This is a genomic window from Candidatus Zixiibacteriota bacterium (genome assembly GCA_029860345.1).
Taxonomy (GTDB): Bacteria; Zixibacteria; MSB-5A5; order GN15; family FEB-12; genus JAJRTA01.
In genome coordinates, this window is record JAOUBJ010000005.1 from 231,779 (window position 1) to 244,263 (window position 12,485).

Below are 12,485 nucleotides of genomic sequence, written 5' to 3' on the forward strand. Positions count from 1 at the left end.
CATAGGTCTGCATTGACAAAAACGCCATTTACGCCTATATTTAGGGTCAAATACGCGTCAATGAATTACTTACCGGTTCTTGTAAACCATCCGAGGAGGATGACATGAGAGGTCTTTTAGAGAGTGGTCTAACTGGGCTGGCCGTTGTTCTGATCTTAACCGTGGGCGCGATGGCCGATGTGCCGTCGATGTTCAGCTATCAGGGGTATCTGACCGATTCTGGCGGGAACCCTGTTACCGATACGGTCCAAATCGCCTTCAGTATTTGTGCCGATTCGGTCGGCTCGGCCTGCAACTGGACCGAGGTTCATCCGACGGTTGCGGTTATCGACGGTCAATTTAACGTCAAACTGGGTTCGATCACCCCGATTGTCGATATCAAGCTAACCGATCCGGAGCGATGGTTAGGCATCAACGTCGCTGGAGAATCACTGCCTTACACTCAGTTGGTTTCGGTGCCGTTTGCGCATCGTATTTCTACAGTCGATGGAGCTACGGGCGGTGAGATAACCGGCAAGCTAAACGCCGGGACCTTTAATACCAACAGCGGCAACAACGCTTTTGTTTTAGGCAATAGCAATACAGTGTCCGGCAATGATGCTGTCGTAAGCGGCGGCAATGGAAATGAAATAACCGCAACAGGAGACCATGGCGTCATCTCAGGCGGTGGGACCAATGACGTAGACAGCGCCTACGGCACCGTTGGCGGCGGACGGTCAAACAGAGCCTCAGGTAGTGGCGCAACTGTAGCCGGTGGCCAGTTTAACGCTGTCTTGAACAGCTACTCAACCATTGCCGGTGGTCAGTCAAACACGATAAACGGAACCAATGCCTTCATAGGCGGCGGACAGAATCACAGCGCACCTGGCGACCACAGCGTGATAGCCGGTGGCTTTCAACACACCACCAACGGAAACTATGCAGCCGTGGGCGGTGGACGTTTCAATCAGGCATCCAACCAGGCAGCAACCATTGCAGGCGGCTGGGTGAACAAAGCGAGTGGTCAGTACTCATCCATACTGGGTGGTGCAGAAAATGTTGTTGAAGCAGACTTCTCCTCGATACCCGGTGGCTGGGGGGACACGATAAATGCGTCGGCAGGTTACTCTTACCTGTTCGGAATCCAAAGTACGTTAAACGCCGATTCGACTTTTATGGTAGACATGCCGCACATTCGTTTCGGCGACGAAGCGACCGGCTACGAATTCCCGTCGGTCGATGGATCATCCGGACAAGTGTTATCCACCAATGGTAGTGGTCAACTCAGTTGGTCCGCTGGTGGGGGTGGCGGCGGCGGTGGTGGCTGGACCGACGACGGCGCGGTTGTGCGTTTGGACACTGACGCCGATGAAGTCGGCGTCGGAACAGTAGCGCCCGAAGCCAAGCTGCATGTCGAAGCGGAGCAACCTCACGCTGCAATGTTCACCACCAACACCGCAGCAACGGACTCAGGCGTTGTCCATGCCGAGTACACCGGAACCGACGGCGAGGATGCATACGCGGTCTACGGCAAGTCCGCCCCGCAGGATTACTGGGGAATCGGTGGTCACTTTGAAGGTGGCTTTCGCGGGTTAGAGGCCAAGGTAGTACCCGGAGGATCGTATGCCGGTGTTGACTATACGGGTGTCCTCGCCGAAGTAGTCGGTGGTACTATAGGCAACAATATTGGTGTGCATGGCGAGGCAGGGTCCAGCGATTTTGCAACCGGCGTCTACGGTCACGCGGACACAGCAACAACACACGCTATTGGCGTCGATGGCCTGGCCGAGAACAATAACATCGGCAGCTTTTATAGTGCAACCGGCGTTCGCGGTACCGCCAACGGTAAGGGCGACCGCAGTTATGGTGTGGCCGGTTACTCAGAACTCTCCATTTCGGATTGGAGTTACGGCGTTTATGGTCACGCCTCGAACTCACCCAGTTTCAATATCGGTGTAAGCGGCTTTGCCGATCAAAATTCAGGACAAAAGCGCGGCGGTGAATTCCTGGCCTCCGGTGACGGCACCAACTACGGGATTTACTGCGATTCCTGGAACGGATCGGTCAACCATAGTATCCACGCCTTTAACAACGGTAGTGCTCCAACCCACTATGCCGGTTATTTCCAGGGCGACGTTCATGTCCAGGGCACGCTCTCCAAAACCGGCGGCAGTTTCAAGATAGATCACCCAATGGACCCTGAGAATAAGTACCTGCAACATTCGTTCATAGAGTCTCCGGACATGATGAATGTCTACAACGGCAACGTCGTCACCGATGCCGAGGGCCGGGCTGTCGTTGAAATGCCGGACTACTTCGAAACACTGAACAGAGACTTCCGATACCAACTGACCGTGATCGGCCAGTTTGCACAAGCCATTGTCCAGGAGAAAATCCGGGACAATCATTTTGTCATAATGACTGACAAACCTAACGTCGAAGTTTCCTGGCAGGTAACCGGTATCCGTCAAGACCCCTGGGCCCAGCAGCACCCGATCGAAGTTGAAGTGGACAAGTTGCCGTTTGAACAGGGCAAATACCTGCACCCGGAAGTGTATGGCCTGGACAACGACCGTGCTATCCACTCGGAAGAGAGAGTCTCACAGAATGGGCCGACTCCCAACTTGACCAGGAGTCCGGGAAAAGACAAGAAACAGAAATGACCAAAACCAACAAGTTACTCAAGTACGGCCGCAGGTCCGGCCACTACAGGGTTGACGAAAACCGGTTTTGGAGTATCTTATGTGGAAGCTCAAAAAGAATAGGATATTTGTCTCATATAAAGGTGCAGCAATGAAAAAACTCCTGATCATCCTCACCGTCGTGGTAGCCGTGTCGGCGCTTGGCCTCACCGTCGCAGCTGAAAAGTCCGGCAATAAGTCCGACCTGCCTATCAGCAAGACACAGTTGGCCGATGTCGATCAGATGATTGAGCAGGCGCGGGTGGCTATCAAAGCACGAGCGGGCGAAGAGATTAACTGGCAGGTAATCGCTTCTGGCGGCACTGACGGCAGTTCGGCCAGTTACAATCTCAAAGGAACCGCCGGACAGCTTACCGTCGGCGAAGGTAGTTCCGACAACTACGGTCTGCGCCATGGCTACTGGCAGGATTTCACCACCGGCGGTGGCGGCTGTTGCATGGGTGCGATACGAGGCAATGTCGACTACGATCCGGGTGACGCTATTGACATATCCGACTTAGTCTACCTGGTCGACTTTATGTTCTCCGGTGGTCCCGCGCCCGTCTGTTTCGAAGAGGGTGATGTCGACGGCAGTAATGTGGCACCGATTGACATTTCCGATCTGGTCTATCTGGTCGACTACATGTTCACCGGTGGCCCCCCGCCCCCGGCTTGTACATAACAGGTGATAAATCACTTTTTGCGCCTCGCGCTGAGATATCACTTGGTGAGTAGGGCAGTCCGCCGCGGCGGACTGTGATCCTGCCATCTTCGGCGGCATCGCAGGGATGCTGCCCTACGGTCTGCCGCAAACCAATGGCGGAACCACTATGAGGGTCCCGCCCTGCAGATATCACAAAATCCGAATCTGAAGATTCGGCTATCACAATACGAAGACACAGAACTTACTCCGCTGGAGAGTGCTCATGAAGACAAAGATGATTATTTCGACCTTAGTGGTATCGGTACTACTGGCGAGTGGAGTCTCACCAGCCAATGCCGAGGGCTCACAGATGGCCCTGTCTATTGCCAACAGCTTATTACAGATGCCGCTTGCGGAGAAGCAAAACGCCGTAATCGAACTAATCCTCGAAGAGTATGCAAGCGAACGAGCCCTGGCCATTGCCCGGGCGATCGAAGAGCGCTGGAACAAAGGTGAATTTGATGCCGCGCTTGAGTTGTTCAACCAACTCGCCTTGTTGACCGATTTGAAATTGGCTTCACTTTACGGCGTCTGGCGTACACCGGTACCGACAACCCAACCCGACAAATTCGGAACAGATGTGCTGATGAGCAGTCGTGATTCGGTTCTCCAAATAGAATATGAGTCGCACCTAACGTCGGGCAATCTGATTGGGATAATACTAATTGAAGGCGAAGGTGTCACCAACAAGATGTTCTCCGTCCGATCCACCGATGGTGGCCTCAACTGGTATGAAAAGACATTCATAGTATCGGGTTCGGCTTTCCAGTCAATCTCAGCGGCTATGTTGAACGACTATTGCTATGTGACGTACATTCACAACAACGCGATCAAAGTTATGCGCTACCGTTGGGATACCGGACACAAAGAAGATTGGTCCGCCGGCGTGTTTGAGCTTACGCTCCATTACGGTGACTTCGGCGACGTGAAAATCGTAACCAACGATGACTACGCCGGGACGAATTATCTCTACGTGGTGATAAGACATCTGACCCGTGAACTGACGCTGTATCGATTTGATCCTACTGCGCAAACGGCCTTCGGGCTGAACACCAGTATCACCGACTGTGACAGAGGTCTTGATGTGGTCGCGTCGCATTCGGATTGGTTCCCCGTGTTTATATCATACTATAGCCAGAGCAACATCATGAAGATCTGTCGATATGAGTTAACGCAGTCGCGGTTTGTTCAAGTTTACAGTAACGGGGTACCGAATAGTACTCCGGACGCGACTGCCATTGGTCTTTATGGAATCGATATTATTTGTGTATATGAAACTTACTACAGCACCGCTAGTACGACCTTCTTTATGGGTGCCTACAGCGATGATATCGGTGTTAACTGGGGTACCCAGGCTGTCACAGCAAGCGATGCCAACAGGTACGAGCCGGACCTCACCATGAGAGATGGTGGTGGTGTGGCGTTGGCTTACGGCAAACGAACAACGTTTACTAAAGTCGGTCGATACAAGTGGCGGCCGTATGATAACCCATCCCTTGCGAGTGCATCACCCACGGCGTATGCCGATCATTGGATCACCGGGTCGTCGGACATAGAGTATATCGGCGCTGGTGAGCACGGTATCGCCTACATCAGTAGCACCGACTACAGACAGGCTTGGTTCGACAAGGGTTCTATGTGCTGTGCCAACCGAGGCGACATCGACCACAGCGGAGGCAGTACGCCTATCGATATCTCCGATCTCGTGTACTTGGTCGACTACATGTTTACCGGCGGTTACGCACCACCTTGTTTCACGGAAGGGGACGTGGACGGCTCCAGTGTAGCGCCGATTGACATTTCCGATCTGGTCTATCTGGTCGACTACATGTTCACCGGTGGCCCCCCGCCCCCGGCTTGTACATAACAGGTGATAAATCACTTTTTGCGCCTCGCGCCTTATCAACGTCATGTTGAGGGCAGGTAGCAGGTAGGTCGAAACCTCTGGTCCGAAGGGCATAAATGCCTTTTAGGACCGCCGAAGGCGGGTTTCGACCTACGGTTACTGAGCCCAGTCGAAGCATGAATAAACGATGCTCCGCGCAACATCGAAGCCCCCTAAAACGTCTGGACATGGACGTCTCTGTCTGGTATATTGCAGGTGTCGCGAAGCACACCTGGACAGAGGAGGATTCATGAAAACTATATGCATCACTGCAATAACCGTTGCGCTATTGCTGTCATCATCATTTGCGCAGTCCGGAATCAGTTTGGAGGAGGTCATCGGCAGTTGGGAGAACATACCGGATGAGTATCTCTGCACCGGCACTCAGGTGATCTTTACATTCCGCCTTACCAATGAAACGGGAAGTTCGATTACAGGTATGACGAATGGTTTCCAGATTTATTCTCCCGACGGCGCCACGTGGACCAATGCCACCGGCGCCTGGCTTATTCCTTGCATGGACTGGTTTGATCTTACCTGCGGGGTCTATGACGACGGGGCATCCGGCTCAGGAACGGATATCGTCGGATTCTATGGGTCCAGACTGTTCAGTGACGGGTTTCCGGATGGGTATGACTCCGTCGTATTTCTCTTGGCGGTCGGACCGATTGCGGATGGTGAGGCCGGTGGCACCCTTTGCATCGATAGTTCGTGGTACCCTCCCGGCGGCACCTGGGCCTGGTCTGCCGGAGGAAGTTTTATACCCGGATGGGGCGGGCCATATTGTTATCAAATTGAGATCATCCCGTGCGGTGATCCGGATGGCGACGGCGTCTACTGCGGATGTGACAACTGCGACGGCACGTACAATCCCAACCAGGATGACTCGGACTATAACGGCATAGGCGACGCCTGCCAGGGTTACTGCTGCGAAATCCGAGGCGATATCGATCACAGCGGATCAACGCAGATTGACATCGCCGACCTGGTGTTCACGGTCGACTTCATGTTTACCAGTGGTCCCCCTCCGATATGCGGCGGCGAGATGGACGTGAACGCAAGTGGCGCTTTTGACATCAGCGACTTGGTGTACCTGGTCGACTACATGTTCACCGGCGGCCCGCCACCGGTGCCGTGCTGAGAGCATTGAGAGCAACAAACAGTATGCATGGGCAAATCCTTTGACACCCCACGGGCATCCACTATATTGGGTGTGAGGTCCACGAAGACTCAAGAGGTGTCATGTCCAGATTTGTGTTGCTCGGAGTTTCCCTCACAACTCTCCTGATCGCTCCAACGATTGTCGCGGATCGCATCGATCAGGATTATCGGTTTGCCGCGCCGCAGATAGAAACGCTGACTTACAATGTGGTAACTTTTGACCGGGTAACGGTTGCCGGTGCACCGTCCGGTGGGCAGATCGGCGAACCATCGCTGCCGGTCGGCGCTGCCCGTATTCTCCTGCCGAATGGTCACAAGCTCGACAGTGTCGTTGTTGTAGCGGAGAATCCCCGACGTCTGCGATCCAACGACAGAGTGCTACCGGTTATGGCGCCTGTACCCTATTCGCTTGTCGCCACACGATCATCCCCGCCACGACCCGACGCCAAAATCTATGCGAGCGACAATCCGTTTCCCGTGCGTCGACATACTGCGGTGGGCACCTATCTGTTTCGCGGTTACCGGATACTGGTCTTGAAACTGCACCCGGTGACATACCGACCACTGTCCGGAGAACTCACCGGCTACACGCAACTGACAGTCAGTGTGTTCACTTCGCCCGGAAATGCTGACACTGAAATGCTTCGGGGGTTGTCGACAGATACGGAGGAAGTCCTGCGTCGCGTAGACAACTCAGAAGCGCTGGCCAGCTATCAGGCAGCGTCCAAAGGCGGCGACCGTAGCTATGATCTGCTGATACTCACCACACCTTCGCTCGCTGCCGCCTTTCAGCCGCTGAAGGACTTCCACGACTCAACCGGCATTCCTACCGAGATTCATACCATCGCCGATATCGGCAGCAACGACCCCGACGACGTGCGCGACTACATCCGCGAAAGATACCTGGCCGACGGAATCCAATACGTCCTGATCGGCGCCGATGACGATGTCATTCCGGCCAAGGATCTGTTTGTACAATCATGGGTGGGGATCATCCACGGCGATCCTCCATGGTACGAATTTGCCATGCCGGCGGATGTCTACTTTGGCTGCCTCGACGGTACATACAACTACGATGGTGATCAATACTGGGGTGAGCCGACCGATGGGGATGGGGGCGGTGATGTTGACCTAATGGCGGAAGTCTACATCGGGCGGGCAACAGTCGATAACAACACCGATGTCGGGCACGTCGTGCACAAGACAATTGCCTATCTCACCAATCAACAACCTTACCTCGACCGCGTCCTTACGGTCGGTGAGCGTCTGGGCTACGGCGGCGACGTTGAGTTTGCACAGCCTTATGTGGATGAGTTGATCGATTCCAGTTTCCATCACGGTTACTTTACCCATGGAATTCCGACGGATGCTTACACAGTCGAGAGACTCTATGACTACGATTATCAGCCTAACGGTTGGGAATTGTGGCGTCTGGTACAAAAGATAGAAAACGGACGGCACATGATTCATCACCTGGGGCATTGCAACTATCAGATCGTACTGAAGATGTACTCCTACCAGGTAGCCTCTCTGACTAACAACGGCCTCTTCTTCCTCTACTCACAGGGTTGTCACGGCGGTGAGTTCGATCATGTGACCGACTGTTGGGCGGAGTATGCCACGGCGGGGACGGACTACGCAGCATTTGCCTCGATTCAGAATGCGCGTTACGGTTGGGGCACCTCTCGCACAACATGGGGGACCACCGACGCACCCAACCAGCGTTTTCACCGAGAATTTGTTGACGCCCTGCACCACCCGACCGATCCGATCCGTGAATTGGGACGCGCCAACCAGGACTCCAAGGAGGACAACCTCTATCGAATCGATGAACCGTCGATGCGATGGTGCGTCTACCAGTTGAATCTGTTCGGGGATCCAACGGTGGCAATACGGGACGGCTATACCTGCACGGATATCGATGCCGACAACGTTTGCGACAGTCTCGACAACTGTTCCGAGGTCGCAAATCCACACCAGGAGGATTTGGACAGCGACGGTATCGGCCACGCCTGTGACGACTGTGTCGATTCCGACTACGACGGCTACGCCGATTCAGGCTTCGCCAATGGCGACTGTGCGGAGGACAACTGTCCGTTCGTTTACAATCCGGCTCAGGAGGATGCCGACGGCGACGGGGTCGGCGATGCCTGTTGTTGTCTGATGCGCGGGAATATCAATCACGATATCGGACCGCTGATCGATATCGCCGATTTGGTTTACCTGGTTGACTACATGTTCTCAGGCGGTCCGGAACCGCTATGCCCCGAAGAATGTAATGTCGATAGTTCATCATCGACCCAGGCGGACATCGCCGATTTGGTCTTTCTGGTTGATTTCATGTTCAACGAAGGTCCACCGCCCCCGGCGTGTCCGTAGATCGTAGATTGGGAGGGCTGACCCTCCAACCGTCACGCCGACATTCCACTGGAAAAAACGTGGATTGTCGCAAATATTGTGAGGGCGACAGAGGCCATCCACGCTGAGGTAGTAAAGTTGAAATCTACACTTATTTTCACCATTGCGATTGTACTGTTGCCGATTGCTGTGGCTCCCCAGAATAACCACGGCAGTGTCACACTCGATGAACTCCAGGGACAGCATTCCGGTGGCTATCTCTGCACCGGCACCAATGTGATCTTCAAGTTTCGCATTCACAATGACTGGGATTACAGGGTCAAAGGTTTGACCAACGGTTTTAGGGTCTACTCTCCCGATGGCGCCCAGTGGGACACCACTACCGGAGAGTGGCGTTTCGATTGCAGCGACTGGTTCGATCTTATCTGCGGCGTCTGGGAATTCGGCGTGACCGGGTCGGGCGCGGATACCATCGGATTCGGTGGTAGTATAATGACCAGTCCAGGGATCGCGCCCGGCGAGAACTTCGTGGCTTTCATGGTTTCGGTCGGTCGCTTCGACGACAGTCAGGCTGGGCGTACGCTCTGTGTAGACAGTTCTTACTGGCCACAATCGGGCATCTGGGCGTGGACCTTTCAGGGTCCGGACGTGCCTATCATACCAGTTTGGGGCGGCCCGTACTGCTACGAGATAGCAGTATTTCCGGGCGACGATTCCGACGGTGACGGCGTCTACTCAGGCTGCGACAACTGCGAAGAGGTCTACAATCCCGACCAAAGCGACAGCAACTACAACGGCCTCGGTGACGCCTGCGATGACTACTGCTGCGTTCGCAGGGGCAACGTCGACGGCATAGGCTATCACCGGCCAAACATTGCTGACATGTACTATATGGTGGATTATATGTTCAACCAAGGTCCCGCGCCTACATGTTTGCATGAGGCAGACCTCGACGCCAACGATGTAATTGAAATCGTCGACCTTGTATATCTCATCGAATATGTTTTCTACATCGGCCCGCCGCCGGAGCCGTGTTGGTAGCTAATACAATCTTGTAGGGCGGGTCCGTCTTCGCCTGCGCGCCGCGGCGTGGACCCGCCGTCGTTCACCCTTCGACTCCGCTCAGGGTGACACGGTCAAGCCGTGTCTTTCGCTCTTCGCACACAATCACCTCATTGTGAGCTTAAGTTGTCACACGACTACTGTACAACCATGACTATCGTTGTGGTGGTCGAGTCTTCAGACTCGGCCACACGTGCAACAAGCCCCGCCAAAGTTTGACAAGACGGCATCTATCCCGTATCTTGCTGCCGTACAATACATCAAGCGCTCGGCGCTAACTACCGACACTACTGCATAAACCACTTTTAACGGAGACAAAACATGCAACGGAGTTCCTGGACGATTCTGCTCAATTCAGCCATCATTCTGATCCTGATATCGGCAACTGCCATGAGTGCGGTTCCACCCTACATGAACTACCAAGGCCGACTGACCGATGATGCCGGTAATCCGTTAGATACCACTGTGAATGTTACATTCACGGTTTACGATGACTCTACCGGAGGCACTCCGCTCTGGAGCGAAATCCACCCGTCCGTGACCGTAACCGATGGACTCTTCAGTGTACTATTGGGAACAGTGATTCAGATGGGTCCCAACGTGTTTGATGGCACCGAAAGGTATCTGGCAATCCGGCTCAGCGATGGCCCGGAATATAATCCTCGCGTACCGATCGTTTCTGTAGCTTACGCCCGGCGGGCGACTCACTCTGACACCGCGGCCTTCGCTTTGGCTGCGCCTGCGTCCGGTTCACCCTGGACATCGAACGGCAGCGCCGCCTATCTGAATAACTCCAGCTTGAACGTCGGTATAGGAACCAGTTCGCCTTCATCCAAATTGGTAGTAGACGGCGATATTTGGGCTACCAGCACCGGCGCCTTTGGCGGGCCGGTTTTTGGCAGAAAGAGTATCGCCGCTTATGCTTCCGGAACCGGAGACAGTTTTGCCGTCTGGGGTACCAACAGTAACGGAACCGCCGCAGGATTCTACTCGGGCACCAACGCCAACGTAGCACCCGGCACGCCAACCGCCGTGTATGCCCGAGCCGGTGGCGATGCAACGGCTGGAAACTTCTCGGCTGTGGGAGATGGCTTCGGCCTCTATGCTTTTTCGGCGGGCTCCAGAGATGCATTCAGGGCACAGACCACCGGCACTCAGTATGCCGGTCGTTTTCTTGGTGGTTTGGGTGTAAAAGTTGATGGAAACCTCGATGTGGCCGGTTCATTCAAACTACCCACCGGTGCATCGGCCGGCCACGTGTTGACGTCCGACGCGACCGGAGTTGCTGCTTGGCAGGCTTCAACGGGAAGCTCACCCTGGTCGGCCAACGACACGGTGGCATATCTCACTGATACATCTTCGCGGGCGATGATTGGAGTGTCGGATCTTCCATCGGCCAATAAAATGAGCATTTTAACTGACGGCATAGATGACAACATGGCTCTTTGGACAAGGAATGTCACTGGTACCGCAGCCGGCTTCTTTTCGGCAGATGGGGGCAATACTTGGCCTTCCCCACCGGCCGCCGTCTATGCCCGTGCTGGAGGGGACAACTATGCCGGTCGGTTTGATGCTAAAGGAAACGGAGACGGTATCTCAGTCTCGGCAATGGGAATCGGAACAGCTCTATACTCCAGTGCTTACGGCACCGGCTTTTCCGGTATCTTCAGCGGTGGTTCAGGCGTTTTGGTGGACGGTGATCTGGGAGTCACCGGTACCGCGGTGGGGGATGGAGCCGTCAATCTGCCGGATAGTTCCGTCAGCTCGGATGAGATTCTCGACGAGCCGGGAATCGCCGTTCAGTTTCGCACTACCTCGGTCTCTCTGCCTATCGCAGGTGTAGATGTGGAAACAGTTACTTTGACCACCCCAGCGGCGGGCTATGTTCATATTACAGCATTTTGCACAGCCCAGCTCTATAGTTACACAGGCAAATTCTATGCGGCATTCCAAATCAACGATGTCGCAGACGGTGCTGTGGCGGCACCGTATGTGACGGTAGGAATGCCAGGATACTCAAGCAATGATATTCACAAGTACTCGGTTGCTGTGAACAACGTTTTCTACAAAGAAGCTGGCACACATACATTCTACCTGCGAGGCCGTCGGAATACACCTGGTGGAACCGAAGTTGGCACAGCTTCCGCCGATGATGTCAGAATGGTTGCGGTATTCTACCCATCCTCTTACGGTGAAGTGGCGACAACGATTGCTGCGGACGATGCGGGCCGCTTTGACAACACAGAGTTGATACCGTTAGATCACAACAGTGACGATGCTATTGCGAACAATTCTACACCACTCTACAAGGTCGATCTCCGCGAATTGGAACTAAAAGCGGCTCGTGCTCGAGCAGAAGCCGAGAAAGCCGAGCGCGAACTAATCGAGGCGCAGATGCGTGAGCAAAGAGAGGCGATGTCGGAGGAAGTGGGACGGTAGGTGACAAGTCGCTTCTTTGCGCTTCGCGGCCCCTTCTCCCCGCGAAGGCGGGAATCCATCTTCTCTTGCGTGGTGCGTCTGTGGCCGAAACCGCCATCGTTCACCCTTCAACTCCGCTCAGGGTGAGGTTAATGGGTGGCACTCTCAAGCCCGGCTTGGGGGTGATTTTTCGCGAGATGATTGCATCCGCCCCAAACAAGGTTTGAGACGGCCACCC

7 protein-coding genes are annotated in these 12,485 nt (G+C 54.5%); all 7 read left to right on the forward strand.

From position 1 onward, the window contains the following. The first annotated feature begins 104 nt into the window (after nucleotides 1–104). The 7 genes from OEV49_07360 to OEV49_07390 all read left to right on the forward strand — a co-directional run bounded on the left by OEV49_07360 (nucleotide 105) and on the right by OEV49_07390 (nucleotide 12,268). Nucleotides 105–2,642 carry a hypothetical protein gene (locus tag OEV49_07360; protein ID MDH3890888.1) on the forward strand — a complete coding sequence of 846 codons (2,538 nt, stop codon included), beginning with the start codon at nucleotides 105–107 and terminating at the stop codon, nucleotides 2,640–2,642. 130 nt (nucleotides 2,643–2,772) lie between these two features. After that, nucleotides 2,773–3,342 (forward strand): hypothetical protein, encoded by a 570-nt coding sequence (locus OEV49_07365; protein ID MDH3890889.1) that lies wholly within the window; start codon nucleotides 2,773–2,775, stop codon nucleotides 3,340–3,342. Between the two features lie 244 nt (nucleotides 3,343–3,586). After that, a complete protein-coding gene (locus OEV49_07370; protein ID MDH3890890.1) occupies nucleotides 3,587–5,230 on the forward strand; it encodes a hypothetical protein in 1,644 nt (547 codons plus the stop codon). 268 nt (nucleotides 5,231–5,498) lie between these two features. Beyond that, nucleotides 5,499–6,389 (forward strand): hypothetical protein, encoded by an 891-nt coding sequence (locus OEV49_07375; GenBank protein ID MDH3890891.1) that lies wholly within the window; start codon nucleotides 5,499–5,501, stop codon nucleotides 6,387–6,389. Between the two features lie 101 nt (nucleotides 6,390–6,490). After that, a complete protein-coding gene (locus OEV49_07380; protein ID MDH3890892.1) occupies nucleotides 6,491–8,788 on the forward strand; it encodes a C25 family cysteine peptidase in 2,298 nt (765 codons plus the stop codon). A 117-nt stretch (nucleotides 8,789–8,905) separates the two neighbouring features. Then, nucleotides 8,906–9,808 carry a hypothetical protein gene (locus OEV49_07385; protein ID MDH3890893.1) on the forward strand — a complete coding sequence of 301 codons (903 nt, stop codon included), beginning with the start codon at nucleotides 8,906–8,908 and terminating at the stop codon, nucleotides 9,806–9,808. A gap of 342 nt (nucleotides 9,809–10,150) precedes the next feature. Continuing rightward, nucleotides 10,151–12,268, forward strand: a complete 2,118-nt coding sequence (locus OEV49_07390; protein MDH3890894.1) for a hypothetical protein — start codon at nucleotides 10,151–10,153, stop codon at nucleotides 12,266–12,268. Nucleotides 12,269–12,485: the final 217 nt, after the last annotated feature.

What these genes read in the sequence shown, in the direction of transcription:
- OEV49_07390 (MDH3890894.1), top strand. Translation starts at nt 10,151, where the DNA reads ATGCAACGGAGTTCCTGGACGATTCTGCTCAATTCAGCCATCATTCTG.
- OEV49_07370 (MDH3890890.1), top strand. Translation starts at nt 3,587, where the DNA reads ATGAAGACAAAGATGATTATTTCGACCTTAGTGGTATCGGTACTACTG.
- OEV49_07375 (MDH3890891.1), top strand. Translation starts at nt 5,499, where the DNA reads ATGAAAACTATATGCATCACTGCAATAACCGTTGCGCTATTGCTGTCA.
- OEV49_07380 (MDH3890892.1), top strand. Translation starts at nt 6,491, where the DNA reads ATGTCCAGATTTGTGTTGCTCGGAGTTTCCCTCACAACTCTCCTGATC.
- OEV49_07360 (MDH3890888.1), top strand. Translation starts at nt 105, where the DNA reads ATGAGAGGTCTTTTAGAGAGTGGTCTAACTGGGCTGGCCGTTGTTCTG.
- OEV49_07365 (MDH3890889.1), top strand. Translation starts at nt 2,773, where the DNA reads ATGAAAAAACTCCTGATCATCCTCACCGTCGTGGTAGCCGTGTCGGCG.